The following is a 24255-nucleotide window of genomic DNA, read 5'->3' as shown; positions in this document are numbered from 1 at the left end:
TTAAAATTAAGATTTTATTCTTAACTCCAACTGGAAGCTAAATTAGTATATCCAAGTGGTAAAATTTCTTTGACTCAAAGAACTATAATTAACTATATAAAACTACTTGTTGAATTACGACTAATTATTTTATATGATAATGCATCATTTTTATATGTTGTGAATCCAAAATATGTTTATAAAGGTTCTGAAATCAATAGAAAGAGAATATTAGATGATTTAATAAAAAATCATATGAAGTATAATATTGATATACAATCTTTCTTAGATATTCCATTATCTGAAATTGAATTTCCAATAATTCCTGATCCTGAATTTATAACATTAGAGGATGGGTCAATAGAAATTATTGATTAGATTATGTGTTTTTACAGAATAAGTGATTATCAGAGTGGAAATTAATCCACACTTTTTTTTATCCATATATGGATCTTGTAATGTCTTTTTAAGGTAAAATTTTTGTGTTTTTATAAAGTGTGTCACAGATTTTCTCTTGTAAGTACTGTAAAATATGAAAAGTGTGTCAAATTAGTGTCACAAAAGTGGCAGAAAAAGTGTCAAAAAGGGGTGTTTTTTAAGTTTTTTACTTTAATAGTACAGTTCCAAATTTATTGTATATTTGGAATTATTAACCAGACACATTGTGTTTTTTTATTTGTATAAGTTACTGATATTCAATAATTATAGTGAGTTTTCTGCAAAAAAAAATCCTCACATTTCTGTGAAGATTTTATGTAGCGAGAGAGAGATTTGAACTCTCGACCTCAGGGTTATGAATCCTGCGCTCTAACCGACTGAGCTACCTCGCCAATAAATAACATTACCTGAATGCGGGTGCAAATATAAAATTTATATTAATGGTTGCAAAGTTAAAACACTTATTTTTTTTATTTTTTAAAAACACTTTTTTATTGACTTTATATTCTATATATTTCCAAAAAATTTGTTTCGATTATGGACAGTAAAATACGTTACGAGCTTGAGTTTCCTTTAAATTCTTCTCCGCAATTATTATATCAATATATTTCTACACCTTCTGGTTTGCAGGAGTGGTTTGCTGATAATGTTAATTCAAGAGGTGAGTTTTTTACTTTTATTTGGAATGATACTGAAGAGAATGCGCGACTTGCATCCAAGAAATCTGGAGAGAAGGTAAAGTTTAAATGGGTTGATGATAATAAAAAAGATACCGACTATTATTTTGAACTAAGAATATTGGAGGACGAAATCACTAAAGATGTCTCCTTAATGGTTGTTGATTTTGCTGAAGAAGACGAAATTGATGAATCAAAACTATTGTGGGAAAATCAGATTTCCGATTTAAAACATGTTATAGGTTCTATTTAAAATTAATTTTTTAAAAGTTATATTTGTCCCGTCTCACTCTAAAAATGAGACGGGATTTTTTATGATTAATTATAATGGTGTGCTACAAGACTCAAATTTACAGTTGTCGATTTCAAATCGTTCCTTCTTATATGGTGATGGCGTTTTTGAAACTTTAAAAATAGTGAACAATAAAATTCTTTTTTTTGAGGATCATTATTTTCGCCTAATGGCTTCTATGAGAATTGTTAGAATGCAGATTCCAATGAATTTTACATTAGAATATTTGGAGGAACAAATTTTAAAAGTAGCACAAGGCAATAACATTCAGAATTCAGCGCGGGTCCGCTTTACCGTTTTTAGGAATGAAGGTGGTTTTTATCTACCAACAGATAATTCTATTTCTTTCTTGATTCAGGCAACTGAGAGCGGGCAAACCAAATACCAAATTGCTACAAACGCCTTCGAAGTTGATTTGTACAAAGACTTTGTAATTCCGAAACAACTGATGTCTACGCTTAAAACGACGAGTAAGATTATACATATAACAGCCAGTATTTTCGCCAAAGAAAATGATTTAGATGCAGTCTTACTTATCAATGAAGATAAAAATGTGATAGAAGCTGCCAACGGGAATTTATTTATGCTGAAGGAAAATAAGTTAATTACGCCGCCAATCTCAGAAGGTTGTCTAAACGGAATAATGAGAAAACAGATTATTGCTTTAGTAGAAAGAATGGAATCTTTTGCTATTGTTGAAGAATCCATCTCGACTTTTGATTTACAAAAAGCCGATGAATTATTTATAACCAATGTTATAATGGGAATTCAGCCTATTACTAAATATCGTAAAAAAGAATTTGGAACTGCGCTTGCTCAACAGTTACTAGAAAAGCTAAATGCGGTGATTGAAGCTTAGTTTAAAATAGGATTTTCGGGGGCATTCAACCAAATGAGGTAATCGCCACCAAGTTCTAAAATTTTATCTTTCCAAAAATGAGTAGATGATTTGCCTAAAATTTTATTCTCATAAATATTTTTAGTTAAAATCCAAGAGTTGGCTTGCATCTCATTATCTAATTGTTCAGCATCCCAACCAGTATAACCTAAAAAGAATCGAATATTTTTTTTCTTGATGACTCTTGTATTGATTAAATCTTTGGTCAGATCAAAATCACCGCCCCAAAATATACCATTTGAGATTTCTATGCTGTTTGGAATCAAATCAGGAATGTTGTGAATAAAATATAAATTGTCTTGTTCTACGGGGCCGCCATTGTATATTATGAAATCGGATTCAATATCAGGAAGTACGTCTTGGATAGTATATTTTAAAGGTTTGTTCAGAATAAAGCCTACAGAACCTTCTTGAGTATGGTCCGCTAATAATATTACAGATCTATTAAAGGACAAGTCTCCAATTATAGATGGTTCGGCTAAAAGAAGAACGCCTTTCTGTAATTTTTCTGAAATCATTTCTGTTAATTTTAATAAAGTTGAAAAAAAAAATTAAAAAACCAAATTATTAAAGGTAAAAAATAAAAAAACCATCCGCAATACGAATGGTTTTTATATATCGGATAAACTATTTTTTTAGTTTACTGATCCGTCTAAATCTGCACCAGCTTTAAATTTAACTACATTTTTAGCAGCAATTTTGATAGTTTTTCCTGTTTGTGGGTTTCTTCCATCTCTTGCAGCTCTTTGAGAAACTGACCAAGATCCGAATCCTACTAAAGATACTCTTCCACCTTTTTTCAAAGTACCACCTACGTTACCTAAAAATGATTCTAAAGCTAATTTTGCTGCTGCTTTAGTAATTCCTGCGTCAGCTGCAATTGCATCGATTAATTCTGATTTGTTCATAATGTTAGTTATTAATTGTTGGTTAAACATTGTTGTTAATTATAACAAATTTAAAAGGAATTCCTTATTGTACAAGCGTTTTGGTTTTTTTTTCAAATATTTGTTGATAACTTCATTTATTTGTTCATAAACTCGTGCTGTTTATCGATTTTTAATGCTAAAACAACCTTGTAGGCCCTATTCCGCTTGTGCTTTATCTGAAAATGTGATGCCATTTAACAATTCATTTGCCTTCATTTTTTTCTTTCCTGGGAATTGAATATTCAATAGTTGAATAAAACCGTCTTTTACGGCAACTTTGATTTCTTTTTTGGTTGTACTAATTGCCCCTGTAGTAAAAGAGTGATTTTCCAATATAACTTTGGATTCATAAATCTTTGCACTCCACTCTTCCATATTGTCTTTAATTGTGAACCAAGCTGCGGGATAAGGCGATAAGCCTCGAATCAAATTATGTATTTCCGTAGCTGATTTTGTCCAATCGATTTTACAATTTTCGCGGTTTAATTTGTAAGCCGTTTTTATTTCAGGAGTTTCTTGCTGAATTGTAGTAACGGCAGTTCCGTTTTCTATTAAGGCTAATGTTTCAGTAACAGCTTCACTTCCCAAAACCATAAGCTTATCATGAAGTTCTCCTGCATTTTCATTTTCACTGATGGCAATCTCTTTGTTCAGAATCATCGCACCCGTATCAATTTTGTCATCTATAAAGAAAGTCGTAACACCCGTTTTAACTTCTCCATTAATGATTGCCCAGTTGATTGGAGCAGCGCCACGATAATTTGGCAATAATGATGCATGAAGATTAAAAGTTCCCAATTCTGGCATTTTCCAAACCACTGCAGGCAACATTCTGAAAGCAACTACTATTTGTAAAGTTGCATTTAGAGATTTTAATTCAGATAAAAAGGTTTCATCTTTAAGATTTGAAGGTTGCAGCAAATTCAAATTGTGTTCTAATGCATATTCTTTTACTGCCGAATATTTAATTTTTTGGCCACGACCAGCGGGTTTGTCGACCGCAGTAATTACACCTACAACTTCATAGTTGTTTTTTAATATCGTGTCCAAAATCCCAACGGCAAATTCGGGAGTTCCCATAAAAACAATGCGTAACTTTTTCATATATGCTGAATTTAGTTCAGTATCTCTTTTAAAGAGTATAAATTATTGGTTTGAATGCTGATGGTTTCCTTTTCCAAAAGCGTCTGAAGCGCAAAGATAACATCGTCTTTAGGAAATTTGGTCAGTTTTTGAATGTCTCTCGAATTGAAATCCTGAATTTTTAATAATTCAATAATTTTATCCGAGATGCTTTCCGGATTTTGCTTCTTTTTTTTCTTCGAAATGCAATACGAACAAATACCACAATCGTCCGTTATCGTTTCACCAAAATAGCGCATAAGTAGTTTATTCTTGCAAGTTTTTGTATCCTTACTGTAATATAATACCGCTCGCAGTTGGTCGGTTTTTAATTTGTTCTGAGCTTCTAGATGTTTTGAGACTCGATTAATCGTTCTTTCGTCTTCGCGGACCTCGTTCAATGTGATGGTTGCGTCATTGTTTTTGGCAATCATATCAATGATTTGTTTTTGCTTTAGTTTTTGCAAAAGTGAAAGGACATCTTTCTCATTACTATTCGATTTTTTCGCGATTAAAGTAGGATTAAAAGCCGTCTGTAAATCGTAAACTCCAGGATAAGTGCGGAGAATCGTCAAAATAATTTCTTCATCAGCCGAATTCAGACTCATGTACCGAATCACTTCCCGAGACGGAATGATAAATTGGATGCTAATTTTCTCGGAGAATTCCGGAGATAAAGTGATTACGCCTTGTCGATCCAAAAACTGCAACGCATTGTAGGTTTTTAAAATTGGGAAACTATATTTGCTACAGAACTGATTCATGTTAAAACTGAACTGCTCGTCAATTCCTTCGCCATAAGCAATCTGGAAAAAACTACACAGTTTAGAAAATACCAAATTTAGAAAAGCTTTGTCAGGCAAAATATTTAAAAATTGCGCTTCGGCATGCAAAACATCAGATGGATTATTTAGCAAAACGGCGAATGCTTTTTCTCCATTTCGGCCGGCACGACCCGTTTCTTGATAATAATTTTCTAGATTTTGTGGCAAATGTAAATGGATAATCGTTTTTACGTTCGCCTTGTCAATTCCCATTCCAAATGCATTGGTGGCAACCATAACTTGGACTTTTTCTTCCATCCAAAGTTTCATATTCTTCTCTTTGTCTTTTGATGTTAATCCCCCATGATAAAAAATTGCAGTAAAACCAAGACTTTCCAATTGATGAACCGTTTCGGAACACGCTTTTCTATTCGTTACATATATTATGGAAGGTTCTGGATTTTTAATTAAAATTTGCTGCAGCATGTGCAACTTGTCTTCGGTTTCAAAAACCATGTAGGCAATATTATCTCTGTAGAATGATTTAGTGAAAACCTGTGGATTATCCAGTTTTAACTGTACCATAATATCTTCTTTAACCCGCAGAGTTGCCGAAGCCGTCAAAGCCAAAAATGGAACTTTTGGAAAGAATTCTTTAAGTTGTACAATCTTTAGATAAGCTGGACGAAAATCGTGTCCCCATTGAGAAACGCAATGGGCTTCATCAATAGCAATAAGATTTATAGGTAGATTTTTGATGCGTTCCAAAATCCAGTCGCTTTGTAAACGTTCTGGAGAAAGATATAGGAATTTGAAATTTCCAAACTGACAATTATCCAACAAATCAATAATTTCATTTTGATGGATCCCGCCCGTCAAAGCAAGGGCTTTAATTCCTTTGTTTTGTAGGTTCTGAACTTGGTCTTTCATTAAGGCAATCAATGGGGAAATGACCAAGCAAATGCCGTCTTGCAACATCGCCGGAATCTGAAAACAAATCGATTTTCCTCCACCAGTGGGCATTAGTGCAAAAGTATCTTGTCCTTCTAAAACAGAATTGATGATTTCTTTCTGCGGATGGCGGAAGGCATCGTGTTTCCAATATTTTTCAAGAATTTCTAATGCTTTTGACATTGAATTAGGCGTTAATTCATGATTTCTGTATCAAAGATATACAATAAGATTCGGTTGCTGTTACAGAAAAACTATACTATGCCAGATGTCCGAATATGAATTTAATACGATCTTCCACAGTTCCGCGTGGGACTTCTATTAAATTGTAACCATATTTTTGGTACGTTTCGGTAAGATGATTATAAATGAGTTTGGCCTGTTCAAAATTTTCATAACGGGCATCATCACTTTCATAAATCTCTTCCCAAGGTGGAAGTATGAAAATTTTAGAATATTTATGTTCGCGACAAGCTTCGTCAAAAAACGCTGGATAACTGTCGCCAATATAATGCATATAAGCTAAAACATCAGGGATTCCACGATCTATAAATACGGTTTTGTGAGGTTCAGAAATGGCGCTGTTGAATTGTTTTTTTCTTCCTTCAAGCAGTAATTCGCTAAACAATAAAGGTTTTTCAAGAAACAATTGTTCAATTCCTTGTTTTTTAGCTTCCAAAGTTATTTCGCGCGAAATTTCGGGATAGCAACAATGTCCTTTGGATACTAATCCGTCGATAATGGTTGTTTTTCCGGTTCCTGGTCCGCCGATAATAACTACAAGTTCTTTTTCCAAGTTTTTTGAAATGAAGCGCAAATTTATCGAAACAAATTAGAACCCGTTAGTGTTTTGTGATTTATTTTTGTTCGGGTTCATCAGGACATCGGCTTGTGGCATTTCACTAAATTTTTCGATATACGAAAATTCACAATCTAAACCAGTTTGTACAGCAAGAACGCTTTTTCTTAATCTCTAGTAAATAGTAAATAAGATTAAGAATTTTAATAAGTTTTGAATTAAAAAGCCAACGAAATTTATCCAGTATTTAATAGACAATTACCTCAATTTCAATTTCATCAAAACAGTGTCAATTACACCATTAACTTCAGTAGAAATATTCAATTTATAATTTAGAAAAACATAGATTACCGAAATTAAAATTGATTTCAATCCGATGTTTATAATAGGATAAAAAGGGAATTCCCAAAAGTAAAATGCCAAGAAAACCAATGCAATGATGGCAAACGATTTTAAAGTTTTAGTAGTAAAAGGATATAGGTCCATTTTCTTAACTACGAATAAAAGCTTGATGGTATTGTAAACTAGTACTGAAATTAAAGTGGCTAAAGCAGCGCCTACAATTCCGTAAAGTGGAATGAAAAATACATTGAGTCCAATCATTAAGAAGACCAATAAAAATCCGAAAGCCAAAACGGTTTTGTAGTATTTAGTGTTGAGAATGATAGCATTATTGTTACCTAAAATCAAATCGTAAAATTTTGAAAGTCCGATTAGAAAAACTACTAAGGTTCCAGTGGCATAATTTCCTGGAATTAAAAGATAGATTTGGTTGATATTCAAAAAGATGCCGAGCATAAGTAAACCGCCAATAACCTGAAGATTTATAGCGCTTTTTTTATACAAATCGTTCAATTCGTCGTGTTTGTTTTCGGCCATTAATTTAGCTGTTATGGGGTAAATGATTTGCGTCATCGCTCTGCTGGGTACAATGATTACCGTGGCAATAAAAATGGCAACAGAATACAAGGCATTTTCAGTAACTTTTAAATAAGAAGGAATCATTACTTTATCAAAATCGACTAGCATTACGGCAACGCCACCTGAAATAATGATGAAAAAAGAATAGCCAAAAATCTCTTTAACATTATGTGGAATTACGAATCGGAGAACCGGCATTTTTACCTTAAAAGCATACAGCATTGTGGCGAATAATTGTAGAAAATAGGCAAGAGCCAAACAATAAATGAAGGTGTCTTTTGAAATCCATTGCCAATAGACCGAAAATAACAACAACATAATAGTCAATCGTACCACAACTTCGCTAATGAAATTTCCAAAAACGGACTGCATGTGCACTTTTACCCAAGCGTAGAAAATTTCGAAATATCCCATAAAAAGTCCAACCAGCGGAATAAGCCACAAGAAGGGTTTTAGCTCTGGGTTTTCTTTTAAAAGGAATACCGAAATGGGTTCTTGAAAAAAGTAAAACAGTACTAGCAACGGGATAATAAATAGCAATGGCATTAGCAAGATAAACGTCAAAAACTCTTCGCGCTCTTTCTCTGATTTGCAATGCGCATAAAATCGGATTAGTGTATTGTGAATACCAAAAGCCATCAATGGCATCAAGATATTAGCGCCCGAAAGTACGGTAGCAACGATTCCGTAATGCATTTTTCCAAGAAATTGCGTATACAAAAACAACGCATTTACTGCGCCAATCCCAAACCCGAAGAAGGTGATGATGGTGTTTTTAATGGATTGACTTTGAACGATTCCCATATTGAAATTACGAATTATGATTTACGAAGTGCGCGTTTGTTGGTGAACTTTGTGCTTCTTCGTGTCTTTGTGGTTAAGAAATTAATTTCGCTAATTGTTGAGTCAAACTCTTTCTAGAATAATGCTGTAAACCCACAGCGCTAACTTTCAGACTTTGTGTTTTGTAGTTCAGATAGTACTTCAAAAGTAATTCTTTTAGTCTTTCTTTTTCGTCATAAGTAAAGAAAACGCCCGTATTAGTTGAACTAATAATTTCTGCAAAATCGGATTCTTGCGGTCCAATTGCGATAATAGGTCTCTCGGAAATCATGTATTCAAAAAGTTTTCCAGGAATGATGCTTTTGGTAGCTTCAGAATCAATTTCGATAAGTAATAAAACTTGCGATTTTCTTTGGTGTTCAACCGCTTCTTGGTGCGAAACATAACCTAGATTCTGCACGTAATCATTCAGGTTAAATTCGGAAATGGCATCCAAAACTTCCTGACTTGTTGCTCCGATTAATTTCAGACGAAAATCATTTTTAAAGTCTTTGTTTTCCTTGATTAATTCGTTTAACGCTTTCCACAAAATTCTCGGATTTCTTTCGGATAAAAATGAACCAATATGTGCCATTGTGAACTTTTCATCTAGCGCTTGCTTTGCTATTTTTTCAATATCATACCCATTTGTGATAACTTCAATCGGTTTGGAAGTTAGTGCTTGAAATTCGGTTTTAGTAGTTTTGCTGGTTACAATGATTGTATCTGCCGAGTTCAAAACTTCTTTTTCTAAAGCTTTGTGTTTTTTTTCTGCTGAGGATGACAATTTCAACGCTTTGTGGTAGCCAATAGTTGTCCATGGATCACGAAAATCAGCAAACCATTTTACATTCAAATCTTTTTTTAATTGAAGGCCAATTAAATGCAAACTGTGTGGCGGACCGGAAGTCACAATGGTATCTATTTTATTTTCTTCGATGTATTTTTTTAAATATTTTACGGATGGTTTTACCCAAAGAAAACGTGCGTCTGGAATAAAAAGATTACCGCGAATCCAAAGCATTGTTCTCTCAAAAAAAGATTGTTTTCTTTGATTCGGAATAATTCCCGAACTGATTTTCTTAGTTTTGGATTTGCCAAAAATAGAGGCCAAACCGTAAGGTTCTATTATTTTGTTTTTTAAGATAATTGCCTTGTCCGAAACTTCGCTTGCCAAACCTTCATCTACAATTGGATACGTCGGATTTTCCGGAATATAAACAATGGGTTGAATATTAAAATCAGGAAGATATTTTACAAACTTTAACCAACGCTGCACTCCCGGTCCACCAGCAGGTGGCCAATAATAAGTGATGATTAAGAGTTTTTTGGGTTCTGACATTACGTTTTTTTGCGGTTATCGAAATAAATCCCACCAATAATTACTAAAACCATGATGATAAAACTAATCAATGCAATAGTACTTCCCGTTTTTACAACTTGTGGCTCAAATTTGAATTCGATAGTATGTTTTCCTTTCGGGATATCCATTCCACGTAAAGTGTAATCCACTTTGTCAATTTTACTTTCCTTGCCATCAATCGTTGCAATCCATCCGTTTTTATAATAGATTTCGGAAAAAACAGCGTAACCATCATTGGTATTATTTGAAGTGTAAATCAAATGGTTTGGTTTGTATAAATCGAGTTTTATTGCAGCAGTACTATCCGCGGAGAATTTTCTAGTTCTAATATTAATTCCTTTAGTGAACGGTTCTGCTTGGAACACCGCAACATCTCTAGTTTCAATTTTGCCGAATGTTTTTAATTCTTCATCAGCAGAATTCACTTTTCTCAACTCTTGTATGAACCAGGCATTGCCATTATGAAACGGATTCACAATCGGAATATCGCCTTTTTCGGTTCCAACAATAAGGTATTTGATATTGAATGCATTAATCACAGGAATGCTGGAGCTTAATGAAAGTGTTTTTGGGTCGATAATTTCACCCAAATTTGACATGGCGCTTTGGATTTGGTATTCGTAAACTTCTTTGAAACGTCTTGGCATTACGGCACTGTAACCACCAATTGATTTATGGAAATAAGACGAACGCGGACTGTAAATGCCACCGGCAACTTCATAGACCCTAAACTGCGTTGGATCTTGAAGGATTAAAGAATCGGCTTGTGTTGGTTGGTAAGGCATATCAACTTCTTGCGCACTTCTAAATTGTTGCCCGTCGTTACTTAAATAGTTTTTGTCCACAAAGAACAAATCACCAACCATAAATACACCAACCAAAATCACAGCTGTCGTTGCGGCTAATTTGTTTTTGATGAAGAAATATAAAACGCCAAAAGAAATGGCAATTAAAAATCCGGAACGCAATAAATCCGCTGAATATAAATCCTTTCTGTCTTCTCGCAAAGCATCTATAAATTGTTGTCCGAACGCTTTGTCTGGATGCTGTTTTAGGGCATCTAGCAACTGTCCGTCAATTGTACCAACAAAGTTAAACATGCTTTTGAAAGCAAATAATATTATAATAATTCCTAAGGTTGTCGCTCCGGCTTTCCACAGGCTTTTCCAACGATTTTCTTCGTCTGAGAAAAAAGACTTTAATCCCATAATTGCTAAAACAGGTACGCATAATTCTAGTAAAACCTGAATAGAGGAAACAGCTCTAAACTTGTCATACATCGGAACATAATCGATAAAGAAATCGGTTAAAAATGATAAATTTTTACCCCATGAAAGCAGTAATGAGAAAAGGGCTCCCGCTAGGAAAGCGTACTTAATTTTGCGCTTATCATGATATAATGCCAATACGAAAAAGAAAAAAACTACCGCTCCAATATAGGCTGGTGCAGCAACTTGAGGCTGGTCTCCCCAGTAGGTTATGGCGTAATTATCAGTAAGTTGTCTTGCTTCTTCAGGCGATGCGCCATAGTTTAGCATAAAATTATACACATGCGAATCGTCACCTAGTTTTTGATCGTTTCCGCCACCAAAAATACGAGGTGAAAATAAGTTCATACTTTCAACAATTCCGTAACTATACTCAGTAATATAGTCTCTGTCCATTGCAATAGTGGCATCTTTTTTAGAACCATCTGTATTGAATGTCAGTTCGCTTTTACCACGGGTACTGAAATCCGCATATTCTTTCGTCGCCATCAAACTTGTAGCATTGACACCAACCGCTATAATTACTGCTATAGCAAATGTCCCGATGATTTTTGGCAGCGATTTTAAATCTTTTTCCTTGAACAATTGGTAAAAGAAAAAGAAACTCATCACGATCAAAAGCAGTAATAAATAGTACGTCATTTGAAAGTGATTGGCCGTAATTTCGAGTGCAACCGCAAGCATTGTAACTATTCCACCAAGTAAATATCTTTTTTTGAAAACCAAAATAAATCCGGCAACTACAAACGGCATATATCCAATAGCATGGGCTTTGGCATTGTGTCCGACACCGATAATTACTATTAGATAAGTTGATAATCCAAAAGCCAATGCACCTATAAACGCTTTTAAAGGATCGACCTTAAATACGAGCATCAAGGCATAAAATCCTAAGAAATAAAGAAATAAATAATCCGCTGGACGAGGTAAGAATCGAATCGCATTATCGATCATTCCAATATAATCATTAGGATAATTTGCGCCCGATTGATAGGTTGGCATTCCGCCAAATGAAGAATTTGTCCAATACGGTTCAGTATGCGTTTCGGCTCGAAAATCAATTTGTTCTTTGGCCATTCCGGTATATTTTGCAATATCGGATTGGTAAATTTTTTTGCCTTGAATAATAGGGTAGAAGTAAATTAATGAAATAATTATAAAACCAAGAATGGCTAATAGATGCGGATATAACTTTTGAAGTTGCTTCATTTATATTTTAGATGTTAATTTCAGATAGTAATTTTTCTGAAAAGTGCAGATGAACAGTGTTTTATTTTATTTCTTCAAAATCAATATAATCACCGACAATTTTTTTCTCTTTTGGCTTGTCGGTTTTGTTTTGTTGCGTTTGTTGCTGCTGCTGCTGCTGCTGCTGCTGAAATTGTTCGGTTGCTTTTTCAACCACTTTTTTGGCAACTACCGGCAAAAATAGACGTGCCAAAAACTTAACAATATAGTAAATAGCGATTATCCATAATAATGTTTTAATCAAGCTCGGCATTGATGCGGTTTCCATAATACTGATATTTTGGTCAAAAATACTAAATTTCACAATTTAAATTTCGGTTTGACTTCTTAAATAAATGATAAAATATACTACTTTTGAAACACTAAGATTTACAGATTAAATTCCTAACTATATGATGAATATAAAAACAATGCTGGTCGCAGGATTTCTAATGATTTCAGCTACTCAATATGCGCAATATACTGATATTATTAATTCAAACCGACCGGGAAAATCAATGTCGGCTTTTTCGGTTGGGAAAACGGTAATTCAGGCTGAAGCAGGATTGTATGGCGTTCGAGAAAAACACAATTTATTGGGCTATGAAGCCAATGGTTTTGGAACCGAACTGGACGTTAGATATGGTGCGTTTTTTGACCAATTCGAGTTTGCATTGAATACACAATATCAGTATGATTGGTATGAAGCGCCATTAGTTAGTGATACTCGTGGTGGATTTAAACAAGTTACTATTGGAGCCAAATATTTAATTTATGATCCATTTATCAAGCAGGACAAACCTAACTTATATAGTTGGAAAGCCAATCACAAATTCAGTTGGAAACAGTTTATACCAGCGGTTGCAGTTTATGGCGGAATTAATTTAAAAATTGGAGAAAATCCGTTTACCTTTCCAACAGACCGAGTGATAAGTCCAAAATTTATGATAATTACTCAGAATCATTTCGGTAGCAAATGGGTTTGGGTGAATAATATTATTGCTGACAAATACATGACGGATTATCCAACTTTGGGACTTATATCAACATTAACTCGTGGGTTCAATATGCGTTGGTCTGGATTTTTAGAATTTCAAGGCTATAAAAGCGATTACTATGCAGACACGGTGATGCGATTGGGTGCGGCTTATTTGGTTCGCGAAAACATTCAGTTGGATGCCTCTTTAAGCAAAAACGTGAAAGATACACCGTCGTTACTTTCGGCTAATGTTGGAATGGCGTGGCGTTTTGATAGCAATTGGGAAACCAATTACAAGCGTGTTAAAAACGACAAAAAAGATAAGAAGAAAGATAAAAAATCTAAGAAAGATAAAGGTAAGAAACGTAAAGATGAAGTAGAATTGGAAAAAACAAAATAATGATTACCATAGTTGAAGCCAATACCCCAAAGCTCCTAAAAGAGTTCGTTATGTTTCCGTTTTACTTATATAAAAATCATCCGTATTGGGTTCCGCCTTTGATAAATGATGAAATCGAAACGTTTGATAAAACTAAAAATCCCGCATTTACTTCCGCTGAAGCTAATTTTTATTTGGCTTATAAAGATGATTGTATTGTGGGTAGAATTGCAGCCATCATTAATTGGGATGAAGTAAATAAGCAAGAGAAAAGTAAAGTTCGTTTTGGTTGGTGGGACGTTATCGATGATATAGAAGTTACCAAAGCCTTGCTTGAAAAAGTATATGAATTAGGAAGAAAGAATAATTTGGAATACGTAGAAGGCCCGATGGGTTTTTCAAATTTAGATAAAGTTGGCGTTCTCACTGAAGGTTTTGACGAAATGGGTTCTATGATTACATGGTATAATTTTCCCTATTATGCAATACATTTGGAGCAATTAGGCTATGTAAAAGAAAAAGAATATCTCGAAAATAAATTTCCATTTGCCAATGTTAAACCAGAGCATTTTGAGAAAGCGAATGAATTAGTTAGAAAGCGATACGGATTAAAACCGCTGAATTTCACCAACAATAAAGACATCATGCCGTATGTGGATAAAATGTTTGATTTGTTCAATGCTTCTTATGCCAATTTATCATCTTTTGTAGCAATTACGGGTGTTCAGAAAGACTATTTTAAAAAGAAATACATCAGTTTTATCAATCCAGAGTATATTAAGTTTGTAATGGATAAAGAGGATAATATGGTCGCTTTTAGTATTGTGATGCCAAGTTTTTCTAGCGCATTGCAGAAGGCTAAAGGCAAATTGTTTCCTTTCGGATTTTATCATTTGCTTAAGGCAAAAAGTGACAGTAAGGAAGTACTGTTCTACTTAATCGGAGTTGATCCTGAATATCAAAATAAAGGTGCGACTGCAATTATATTTAATGAGTATTACAACACGTTCAAAGCGAAAGGAATTCTAAATTGTATTAGAACGCCCGAATTAGAAGATAACCACGCGATTCAAAATATTTGGAAACATTTTGATCCGCAAATTTTTAAAAGACGTAGAACCTATCGCAAAAATTTATAAAAATAGCCATCACTCTTACAATAAGTAAGATAGGTTCATACCATACAGTTTAACCTCTTCATTCTTGAAGAGGTTTTTTTATTTTCTAAGAGTACGTTGGATCGGCAATTAGTATTTTTTTTAAATTTATAAGAATAATACCTTCTCTAAATCATAAAATATGTATTTCATCGATTTATTTGTATTTTAAACGATAAATATAATAATATTGTTTAATAATATTGATCTAAAAATCGTATTCTAATGATCTGAGTATCTGGAATATTTAGTAGAAGATAAACCAGTATTTATTTTAAAAAAAAAGCCAATTTTATAATTAACGATAAAATTCTTATTAATTCAAAAAAGATGTAGTTCAACGGATATTTTCGCTCTTAGTAGATTAAAAGCGTATTTAGATGTATTTTCTTCTTCTTTTTAATTTACAATTTATAGTAAAATAATAATATATTCACAGTAATTTATGATTATAACAAATAATATGTAGTTTATAATGTTAAAAAAATATTATTATCATAAAAACAATGTTTTGTTAATAACTAATGATAACTAATTTTAAGTAAAAAACTTACAAATGTAAAATGTTAAAATTTCGCAATCTTTTGATTTGAAAGCATTTAAAGTTTAAAATTATTTTATCATTGCAATTCCAAAAAGACTATGAAACGAATGATACAAACCTATTTTATTTTGAGTAGAATGATAAATGAAGCGACTGGAAATTACATTATTTTAGCAAAGAACAAGCAAGGAAAGGGAATTTTAACAAGTAAAGCAAATTTATTTTTACTTTTACTATTGGTTTCTAGCTCATTTCTTGTAGCACAAGGGCCAGTAATAGGTTATTCAGGAGTGCAAAGCAACTACACTATTAATGTTCCGATAACAACATTAACACCAACCATTACCGCAGGAGTACCTCAAATTAGAACAAATGTTTCTACCACAGCTGGTAATGGAACTTCAGGTTTTGCTGACGGTACCACGGCATCTCCAAAATATTACAGTCCAACCGGAATTGCAATAGCCTCTTCTGGAAATAGGTATATAGCCGACAGTCAAAATCACTGCATTCGCAAAATATCGGCTTCTGGTTTAGTATCCACCTTAGCAGGTGCTGGTTTGGCCGGATTTGCAAATGGAACAGCCAATCAAGCACAATTTAATATTCCTTACGCGGTGGCTGTGGATGCCTCTGAAAATGTATATGTAATTGAATCGACTTCTAACGCAATCCGAAAAATAACTCCTGCCGGAGTGGTTTCAACTTTTGCAGGAGAGGTTACTACCGCTGGTTACCTTGATGGACAAGGGACTAATGCGTTATTTTCAAGCCCAAAAGGTCTAGACGTTGATGCTTCTGGGAATGTATATGTTGCGGATGCAGGTAACAATCGAATCAGAAAAATATCAAATTCAGGAACCGTAACCACTTTTGCAGGTTCTGGAGTAGCGGGTTACCTTGATGCTCAAGGTATTTCTGCCAGATTTAACAATCCAACTAGCGTTGCCGTAACTAATGCGGGCGCTTTGTATGTAAGTGATACGTCTAATAATCGTATCAGAGCAATAGCTACGTCTGGAATGGTAACCACTTTTGCAGGAAGCGGTGCTTCTGGGATGGTTAATGGACAAGGAACTTCGGCACAATTTAACGCACCAAGAGCATTGGCTGTAGACGCGTCTGGAATTGTTTGTGTTGTTGATTATAGCAATAATCGTATAAGAAAAATAACAGATACAGGTTTGGTTTCAACTTTATCTGGTACCGGTGTATTTGGTGCTGTGAATGGTGCTGGAACTTCAGCTTCTTTCAAATATCCTGAAGGAATTGCTTTAGATGCTTCTGGAGACGCATTTGTTGCAGATGTGACCAATAATTGTATTAGAAAGATAACAGCTTCAGGCGATACTTCCACTTTTTCAGGAAGTGCTGTTCGCGGACTAGAAAATGGGCAAGAGGGCGCAATGGCATTGTTCAATGGTCCTGTTGCAGTAGCTGTAACATCAACTGGAATAACGTATGTTATTGATGATTTTAATTCTTGTATTCGAAAAATTACTGCTACCGGAATTGTTTCAACTTTTGCCGGGAACAGTGCGACAGGATATGCAGATGGCACAGGAACTGTTGCTTATTTTAATAATCCAAAAGGAATTGCTGTAGATGCTGCAGGAACTATTTATGTAGCAGATACTTTTAATAATAGAATTCGTAAAATTACAAGTTCTGGTGTTGTAACTACAATTGCAGGTGACGGAACTGCTGGTTATCTTGATGGTCAAGGTACCGCCGCACGATTCAATAATCCGTATAGTTTGACAGTGGATGCGGTTGGAAACATTTATGTAGCCGATACCAAAAATCATCGTATTAGAAAAATTAGCACTTCGGGAGCCGTAACTACAGTTGCTGGATATATTCTTTCAGGTTTTGCTGACGGAGCGCCAACTGTTGCCAGATTCAAGAATCCACAAGGAATAGCAATTGACAACGCAACTGGAATTTTATATATTGCCGATACTACAAATAACAGAATCCGTAAGATCGCTACTGATGGAACCGTAAGCACATTCGCTGGAAGTTTTGCGGGTTATAGTGATGATCAGGGAACAGCGGCTTATTTTAATAATCCAATCGGAATTACAATTGACGCTTCAAAGAATTTATATATAGGCGATTACTACAATTCTGTGATCAGGAAAGTAGAACCAACAGGTTTAGTAAGTACTTATGCCGGAAATGGTTCCAGCGAATATATGGATGGCATTGGAAATGTAGCTTCTTTTTATTTTCCCGTTGGTGTTGCATCAGATACTTCAGGAAATGTTTATGTAGCCGATTCTTATACACAACGTATTCGTAAAATCACTTCGGTTGAGCCATTTACAATTACTCCCGCTTTACCTACAGGTATTAATTTCAATACAGCAACAGGGATTGTATCAGGAACACCAACAGAATTAAAGACAGCAACGACCTATACAATTACCGCCTCAAATTATAGCGGAACAGGAACGACAACAATTACTTTTGCAATTGGAACGGTTTCAGGACCATCAGCACCGACAGCAAATGCACAATCTTTTTGTACTTCGGCTACAGTTGCTAATTTGGTTGCAACTGGAACGGCTTTAAAATGGTACAATGTTGCAAGTGGCGGAACAGTTTTAAATTCAACAACGGCTTTATCGACTGGAAATTATTATGTATCACAAACCGTAAGTTCAATTGAAAGTTCAAGAACAGCGGTTGTGGTTACTGTAAATACTACTGCTGCACCTTCAGCAAATGCACAATCTTTTTGTAATACCGCTACTGTTGCTAATTTGGTTGCAACCGGAACAGGATTAAAGTGGTATTCGGTTTCTTCAGGCGGATCAGCATTAACGTCAACTGCAGCTTTATCTACCGGAACCTATTATGTTTCACAGACCTTAAACTCTTGTGAAAGCACCAGAACAACTGTTTCAGTAACGATAAATAATACTGTTGCTCCAACAGCATTAGCACAAAGTTTTACCAATTCGGCTACAGTTGCTAATTTGGTTGCAACCGGAAGTTTAGTACAATGGTACAGCGTTTCAACTGGCGGAACTGCTTTGGTATCAACTTCAGCATTATCAACCGGAACTTATTATGTTTCGCAAACCCTAAATGGATGTGAAAGTCCAAGAACAATAGTTTCCGTTACAATTACTGTTGCACCAGGTGCACCGACAGCAAATGCACAATCTTTTTGTACTTCGGCTACAGTTGCTAATTTGGTTGCAACTGGAACGGCTTTAAAATGGTACAATGTTGCAAGTGGCGGAACAGTTTTAAATTCAACAACGGCTTTATCGACTGGAAATTATTATGTATCACAAACCGTAAGTTCAATTGAAAGTTCAAGAACAGCGGTTGTGGTTACTGTAAATACTACTGCTGCACCTTCAGCAAATGCACAATCTTTTTGTAATACCGCTACTGTTGCTAATTTGGTTGCAACCGGAACAGGATTAAAGTGGTATTCGGTTTCTTCAGGCGGATCAGCATTAACGTCAACTGCAGCTTTATCTACCGGAACCTATTATGTTTCACAGACCTTAAACTCTTGTGAAAGCACCAGAACAACTGTTTCAGTAACGATAAATAATACTGTTGCTCCAACAGCATTAGCACAAAGTTTTACCAATTCGGCTACAGTTGCTAATTTGGTTGCAACCGGAAGTTTAGTACAATGGTACAGCGTTTCAACTGGCGGAACTGCTTTGGTATCAACTTCAGCATTATCAACCGGAACTTATTATGTTTCGCAAACCCTAAATGGATGTGAAAGTCCAAGAACAATAGTTTCCGTTACAATTACTGTTGCACCAGGTGCACCGACAGCAAATGCACAATCTTTTTGTACTTCGGCTACAGTTGCTAATTTGGTTGCCACTGGAACAGCTTTAAAATGGTACAATGTTGTAGTAGGAGGAACTCCGTTGGCATCGACTACCGCTTTATCTACAGGAAACTATTATGTTTCTCAAACTATAAATTCTATAGAAAGTTCAAGAACAATTGTAGCTGTAACTGTCACTATAACTCCAGCGCCATCAGCATTGTCGCAGTTCTTCTGTTATTCGGCTACTGTAGCTAATTTAACAGCAAGTGGAACATCTTTAAAATGGTACACTAATCTTATTGGAGGGACAGTATTGATAGCCACTACAGGTTTAGTAAGCGGAAATTTCTATGTTTCACAAACAGTAAACGGTTGTGAAAGTACTAGAACACAAGTTTCAGTAACGGTAAGTACAACCGCTGCTCCAACAGCATCTGCACAAGTATTTTGTAGTGGAAGTACAGTTGCTGATTTAATAGCAAGCGGAACTTCTTTAAAATGGTTTAGTTCTTTAACGGGTGGAATTCAATTAGCAGCGACTTCAACTTTAGTCTCTGGAAGCTATTATGTATCACAAACTGTAAATACGTGTGAAAGTACAAGAACTCTTGTTTTAGTTACAGTGAATACAACTCTTGCACCAACAGCAATATCGCAAACGTTTACCAATTTAGCGACCGTTGGTAATTTGGTTGCAAACGGAACGGCATTAAGATGGTATGATGTTGCCTCTGGTGGAGCAGCTTTGGCATCAACTACAGTTTTATCATCCAGCAATTACTTTGTTTCACAAACATTAAACGGTTGTGAAAGTTCAAGAACATTAGTGTCAGTAACAATTAATGTGGCGCCCACAGCACCAGCAGCTTCCCCACAAACATTTTGTAACGGAGCTACAGTGGGTAACTTGGTTGCAAGTGGAACTGCAATACAATGGTATTCTACACCAGCGGGAGGAACAGCATTAGCATTCATTACAGTTTTATCTACAGGAAATTATTATGTTTCTCAAACTGTTAACTCTGTTGAGAGTCCTAGAGCAGTAGTTTCGGTAATTGTAAATGCCACGAGCGCTCCAACTGCGACTGCTCAATCTTTCTGTAATTCAGCCACTGTTGCTAATTTGGTTGCTTTGGGAACAGCTTTGGAATGGTACACAGTTTCTTCAGGTGGAACAGCTTTGCCATTCAATATGGCATTGACATCAGGAACGTATTATGTATCACAAACCGTAAATGGTTGTGAAAGCACGAGAACTGCAAGTGCAATAACTTTAAATACGACTGCTGCACCAACATCAACGGCACAAAATTTCAATAGTGGAGCAACGGTTGCTAATTTGGTAGCATTGGGAACTTTACTGCAATGGTATACTGCGGCTGCAGGTGGAATAGCATTACCATCAACAACTACTTTATCTAGTGGAAATTACTATGTATCACAAACTATAAATGGGTGTGAAAGTCAAAGAACACTAGTTTTGGTAACAATAAATACGGCGTCTGGAGCACCAGCAGCATCAGCGCAATCTTTTTGTAATGGAGCTACCGTTAGTAATTTAATTGCTACAGGAATAGCTTTAAAATGGTATACCGTACCATCTGGCGGAATAGCGTTAGTATCGGGTGCGCTGCTGGTTACTGGAAATTATTATGTTTCACAAACTGTAAATTCAGTTGAAAGTGCAAGAACTATAGTTTCCGTTACCGTAAGCACAACGCCATTACCAATAGTTACATCTCAGACCTTTTGTAGCGGAGCAACAATTGCTAATTTGGAGGCTATAGGAACAGCAATAAAATGGTATTCTTCAAACACAAGTGTAATGCCTTTAGCATCAACCGCTTTTTTAATATCTGGTATTTACTATGTTTCACAAACGATTGCTGGTTGTGAAAGTTCAAGAATGATTATTGGAGTAACAATAAATACAACAGGGGCACCAACAGCATCGGCACAAACTTTTAATTATGCCGCTACAGTTGCTGATTTAATAGCGACGGGAACTTCTATAAAATGGTATAGTACTCTGACGGGCGGAACTGCTTTAGCATCAGCTGCCTCGCTGCTATCTGGAACCTATTTTGCTTCACAAACAGTTAATGGTTGTGAAAGTACAAGAAGAGCAGTTGGCGTTACTATGAATCTCGCATTATCGGCACCAACCGCATTTGCACAATCGTTCTGTACAACTACTTCGGTTGCGAGCTTGCAAGCAAATGGAGCTGCTTTAAAGTGGTATACTGTTGCTACTGGTGGAGCACCATTACCAATATCCACAGTTTTAACTTCAGCAAATTATTATGTATCTCAAACAGTAAATTCAATTGAAAGTCCGAGAACTTTGGTTTCTGTTATTGTAAATACAGCACCTACGAGTCAGACAATTTCATCACCTACCTATTCAGGCTCTAAGAGATCCCCAATATGTAATTCAGACAATAAAGTTATAAATGTTAAAGTTGGTTATTTTGCTACTAAGATTGAATGGGAAGTTGCAGTAATGCCACTTAATTCAAATGTCCAACCACTGGAATCCGCTTATGCAAAAATTGATGGGGCAACCGGAGCAAGTTTTTCGGTTACTAATGGCAAACCCGGTAGAAATTATTATAGAGCCAAGTTTATAAACGGTGATTGTGAAGAGACTGCAAAGTATAGTAACTCTTTAGTTATATTTTATTCCGGTTGTGGTTCTTCCGCAAGACTTTCTGCAGTAACTTATCCAAATCCGTTTACTGAAAATTTCAAATTGAGTATAAGTACTTCGAGTAATGAAATAGTTCAAGTTTTTATTTATGATTTGACAGGAAGATTAGTAGAACAACGAGAAATTAATTTAGAAGATATATCAGAGATAGAATTGGGTGATAGATATCCATCAGGTGTATTCATTGTGAATGTAACTCAAGGTGAAAATATTAAATCGCTGAAAGTGGTTAAGAGATAAAATGCAGATTTCATCGATAAAAAGCTCTTCAATTAAGTTGAAGAGCTTTTTTGTTTATTATCAATTAGTTAGTTTAATGTATTTTTAGTGTTAGATAAAAATTACGTTTTTATTAGCAATTGTTTTCTTTCAAATCTTTTAAATTAAAATAGTGCATTTCATCGGTAAAATAAATTCATTCATAGAAAAATTTCGATTTTTTTAACATTTTTTTTTTTTATTATATACTTTTATCATCCCGATTAACATCTACCTATTTTATTAATAGTTATTGATTTGAATTTCAAATTCTAATAATTATTGCTCTAAATACTAAACGGCGCTTATTCGTGATGTGGTATAATTTAATACCTAATCATTATGAAAAAAAGTACTTTAATGAATTTTCTTGAATGTCTCGGCATTCGGCACTACAATCTAATTGTAGAAGAAAACGGCTTTAAAATGGATTTCAGCCGACAAAATGTAAAACAATCCATTGACAATTCTGAAAAGAAAAGCAGTATTCCAAGTTTCCTAATACTTGTGTTACTCTTTTTATTTACCAATTTTTTATTTGCGCAACAGCCAGCATGTAATTTGAGAGGTGTCTTAGAATCTAAGAGACTGAGAGATGGTGGTACGAATTTTACGATTAATTCTGAACTCTACAAAACAGTTCCAGGAACTATTTACAGATGGGAATTTAAGTCGAACAATTCTGCTGCGAAATTTGCAACTGCAAATGGTACGCCAAATATTACCATCAACCCAGGTAATAAAAATGGCGAGTTTAATTTAAAATTAACGGTGGTGAATCCTGGTGAATCAGGAAGATCGAGTAAATCGTGTTCTTGTACGAAATCAGTTTCCATAGGCAACCTTTAATTTAAAAAACTAAATAAATGAAAAATTCAACTTTATTCAGTAATGGAACTAGCTTCAAAGATAGTTTCTATTGTTGTTGCGAGAGTCTAAGAAGAAATTTCAAATTTCTTGTAGCTCTTGTATTATTTATAGCATCCTTTTCACAGGGTGTTTCTGCACAAGGTACCTTAGTACCATCGTGTAACCTTATCGGACCTCTTGTAGGATGCGCTGTATCAGACCCGAGTGATACCTCAGGCGATATCATCATTAATATCGAGGTAGCTCGAAGTGGGGCACCCAATCTTTTAAATCCCACAACGAATCTAAATTTTGTTTACTCATTTCCAACTAATAGTGCAGGTGCATTTATTAGAACTTATGGACCTGTAGTTTATAATCCAATTACTAATAGAACGACGCAAGCATTAGTAGTATTCCCAGGAAGTAATACTCCTGAGTTTAATTTACAATTGAATGCAACTAATAGTTCAAGTAGTCCAAATACAGTGTGTGAATGTAGTAAATCAGTATCAGTTTCGAGAGTTGCTGCTACTTCATCATTTTTACCAATTGCATGTTACGGACAGACTAGTACGCTAACAGTAGTAGGACAATATTCAGATGTTGAACAATACACTTATACACTTTTACCTAGTGGTCCTACAAATACTGATGGTATTTTTACGGGTCTTACAGGTAGTTTAGCTGGTACAACTTATGTTGTTAATGTAGAATCTGCCGAAGGTTGTATTACAACTACTTCACAAACAATTTTTGAACCAGCACTTAATCCTGCTATCTTAAGTTGCCCTCCGCCAAGAATAATATCTGCATGTGAATCAACTGCTGCAATCAATTTAGCTTTTAATAATTGGTTAGCATCATTTAGTTATACAGGAGGAACAAATTCTGCTGTAAGTACAAACCCATCAGAGCCTGTTTTACCAGCATTATGTGGAGGTACTGCGACAGTTACGTGGACAGTTACAGATCGATGTGGTGAGCCACAAGATTGTACAAGTACATTTACAATTACACCAGCACCAGCTGTTGTTGTAACAACATCTCCAGACAGTACTACAAATGCATGTTCTTATGCAGACCAAGCAGCAGCAGATGCAGCATACAATGCA

The 24255-nt window shown here is 35.1% G+C and carries 17 protein-coding genes and 1 tRNA gene; 8 read left to right on the top strand and 10 right to left on the bottom strand.

What is annotated here, in order from left to right:
* Positions 1-69: 69 nt before the first annotated feature.
* The gene (locus tag PSU83_RS07395; protein WP_300588426.1) at positions 70-357 is read left to right on the top strand and encodes a hypothetical protein; all 288 of its coding nucleotides are present in this window, start codon (positions 70-72) and stop codon (positions 355-357) included.
* A gap of 378 nt (positions 358-735) precedes the next feature.
* On the opposite strand, the gene PSU83_RS07390 is transcribed toward PSU83_RS07395, so the two are convergent.
* Positions 736-809 (bottom strand) — tRNA-Met (locus tag PSU83_RS07390).
* Positions 810-954: 145 nt separating this feature from the next.
* On the opposite strand from PSU83_RS07390, the gene PSU83_RS07385 reads away from it, so the two are divergent.
* Both PSU83_RS07385 and PSU83_RS07380 read left to right on the top strand, forming a co-directional pair.
* A complete protein-coding gene (locus PSU83_RS07385) occupies positions 955-1347 on the top strand; it encodes an START-like domain-containing protein (RefSeq protein ID WP_300588424.1) in 393 nt (130 codons plus the stop codon).
* Between the two features lie 61 nt (positions 1348-1408).
* Positions 1409-2245, top strand: a complete 837-nt coding sequence (locus PSU83_RS07380) for an aminotransferase class IV (protein WP_300588422.1) — start codon at positions 1409-1411, stop codon at positions 2243-2245.
* Here the strand turns inward: PSU83_RS07380 and PSU83_RS07375 are convergent.
* The 9 genes from PSU83_RS07375 to PSU83_RS07335 form a co-directional block, all read right to left on the bottom strand.
* Positions 2242-2802 carry a YqgE/AlgH family protein gene (locus PSU83_RS07375; RefSeq protein WP_300588420.1) on the bottom strand — a complete coding sequence of 187 codons (561 nt, stop codon included), beginning with the start codon at positions 2800-2802 and terminating at the stop codon, positions 2242-2244. The genes PSU83_RS07380 and PSU83_RS07375 overlap by 4 nt on opposite strands.
* 117 nt (positions 2803-2919) lie before the next feature.
* Positions 2920-3192, bottom strand: coding sequence for an HU family DNA-binding protein (locus tag PSU83_RS07370; protein ID WP_300588419.1), 273 nt, complete (start codon positions 3190-3192; stop codon positions 2920-2922).
* A 177-nt stretch (positions 3193-3369) separates the two neighbouring features.
* On the bottom strand, positions 3370-4317 hold the full coding sequence (fmt, locus tag PSU83_RS07365) for a methionyl-tRNA formyltransferase (protein ID WP_300588417.1): 948 nt from the start codon (positions 4315-4317) through the stop codon (positions 3370-3372).
* 11 nt (positions 4318-4328) lie between these two features.
* Positions 4329-6233 carry an ATP-dependent DNA helicase RecQ gene (locus tag PSU83_RS07360; protein WP_300588415.1) on the bottom strand — a complete coding sequence of 635 codons (1905 nt, stop codon included), beginning with the start codon at positions 6231-6233 and terminating at the stop codon, positions 4329-4331.
* Between the two features lie 76 nt (positions 6234-6309).
* Complete coding sequence (locus PSU83_RS07355; protein WP_300588412.1) at positions 6310-6846, bottom strand: ATP-binding protein; 537 nt, start codon at positions 6844-6846, stop codon at positions 6310-6312.
* A 261-nt stretch (positions 6847-7107) separates the two neighbouring features.
* Positions 7108-8574, bottom strand: coding sequence for an oligosaccharide flippase family protein (locus tag PSU83_RS07350; RefSeq protein ID WP_300588410.1), 1467 nt, complete (start codon positions 8572-8574; stop codon positions 7108-7110).
* Between the two features lie 73 nt (positions 8575-8647).
* A complete protein-coding gene (locus PSU83_RS07345) occupies positions 8648-9934 on the bottom strand; it encodes a glycosyltransferase family 4 protein (protein WP_300588408.1) in 1287 nt (428 codons plus the stop codon).
* The gene (locus PSU83_RS07340) at positions 9934-12432 is read right to left on the bottom strand and encodes a YfhO family protein (RefSeq protein ID WP_300588406.1); all 2499 of its coding nucleotides are present in this window, start codon (positions 12430-12432) and stop codon (positions 9934-9936) included. The genes PSU83_RS07345 and PSU83_RS07340 overlap by 1 nt, the downstream gene beginning before the upstream one ends.
* Positions 12433-12493: 61 nt before the next feature.
* Positions 12494-12739, bottom strand: coding sequence for a DUF4834 domain-containing protein (locus PSU83_RS07335; protein ID WP_300588404.1), 246 nt, complete (start codon positions 12737-12739; stop codon positions 12494-12496).
* Between the two features lie 124 nt (positions 12740-12863).
* Here PSU83_RS07335 and PSU83_RS07330 point away from each other — a divergent pair, with 124 nt between their 5' ends.
* From PSU83_RS07330 to PSU83_RS07310, 5 genes are all read left to right on the top strand, one after another.
* Positions 12864-13829 carry a transporter gene (locus PSU83_RS07330; RefSeq protein WP_300588403.1) on the top strand — a complete coding sequence of 322 codons (966 nt, stop codon included), beginning with the start codon at positions 12864-12866 and terminating at the stop codon, positions 13827-13829.
* On the top strand, positions 13829-14947 hold the full coding sequence (locus PSU83_RS07325; protein ID WP_300588401.1) for a GTP cyclohydrolase: 1119 nt from the start codon (positions 13829-13831) through the stop codon (positions 14945-14947). The genes PSU83_RS07330 and PSU83_RS07325 overlap by 1 nt, the downstream gene beginning before the upstream one ends.
* A gap of 660 nt (positions 14948-15607) precedes the next feature.
* The gene (locus PSU83_RS07320; RefSeq protein WP_300588399.1) at positions 15608-22273 is read left to right on the top strand and encodes a T9SS type A sorting domain-containing protein; all 6666 of its coding nucleotides are present in this window, start codon (positions 15608-15610) and stop codon (positions 22271-22273) included.
* Positions 22274-22633: 360 nt separating this feature from the next.
* Positions 22634-23140 (top strand): hypothetical protein, encoded by a 507-nt coding sequence (locus tag PSU83_RS07315; RefSeq protein WP_300588397.1) that lies wholly within the window; start codon positions 22634-22636, stop codon positions 23138-23140.
* 17 nt (positions 23141-23157) lie between these two features.
* A partial coding sequence (locus tag PSU83_RS07310) for a hypothetical protein (protein WP_300588395.1) occupies positions 23158-24255 on the top strand: 1098 nt, incomplete at its 3' end.

Source organism: Flavobacterium sp., from assembly GCF_029945805.1.
In the GTDB taxonomy this organism is placed as follows: Bacteria; Bacteroidota; Bacteroidia; order Flavobacteriales; family Flavobacteriaceae; genus Flavobacterium.
The sequence above is the reverse complement of the archived record's forward strand: the minus strand, read 5'-3'. Positions and strand labels throughout refer to the sequence as shown.

Coding starts and splice junctions, on each gene's coding strand:
- PSU83_RS07375 (WP_300588420.1), bottom strand. CDS start 2,802: ATGATTTCAGAAAAATTACAGAAAGGCGTTCTTCTTTTAGCCGAACCA.
- PSU83_RS07335 (WP_300588404.1), bottom strand. CDS start 12,739: ATGGAAACCGCATCAATGCCGAGCTTGATTAAAACATTATTATGGATA.
- PSU83_RS07360 (WP_300588415.1), bottom strand. CDS start 6,233: ATGTCAAAAGCATTAGAAATTCTTGAAAAATATTGGAAACACGATGCC.
- PSU83_RS07320 (WP_300588399.1), top strand. CDS start 15,608: ATGAAACGAATGATACAAACCTATTTTATTTTGAGTAGAATGATAAAT.
- fmt (WP_300588417.1), bottom strand. CDS start 4,317: ATGAAAAAGTTACGCATTGTTTTTATGGGAACTCCCGAATTTGCCGTT.
- PSU83_RS07350 (WP_300588410.1), bottom strand. CDS start 8,574: ATGGGAATCGTTCAAAGTCAATCCATTAAAAACACCATCATCACCTTC.
- PSU83_RS07340 (WP_300588406.1), bottom strand. CDS start 12,432: ATGAAGCAACTTCAAAAGTTATATCCGCATCTATTAGCCATTCTTGGT.
- PSU83_RS07315 (WP_300588397.1), top strand. CDS start 22,634: ATGAAAAAAAGTACTTTAATGAATTTTCTTGAATGTCTCGGCATTCGG.
- PSU83_RS07380 (WP_300588422.1), top strand. CDS start 1,409: ATGATTAATTATAATGGTGTGCTACAAGACTCAAATTTACAGTTGTCG.
- PSU83_RS07330 (WP_300588403.1), top strand. CDS start 12,864: ATGATGAATATAAAAACAATGCTGGTCGCAGGATTTCTAATGATTTCA.
- PSU83_RS07325 (WP_300588401.1), top strand. CDS start 13,829: ATGATTACCATAGTTGAAGCCAATACCCCAAAGCTCCTAAAAGAGTTC.
- PSU83_RS07345 (WP_300588408.1), bottom strand. CDS start 9,934: ATGTCAGAACCCAAAAAACTCTTAATCATCACTTATTATTGGCCACCT.
- PSU83_RS07385 (WP_300588424.1), top strand. CDS start 955: ATGGACAGTAAAATACGTTACGAGCTTGAGTTTCCTTTAAATTCTTCT.
- PSU83_RS07370 (WP_300588419.1), bottom strand. CDS start 3,192: ATGAACAAATCAGAATTAATCGATGCAATTGCAGCTGACGCAGGAATT.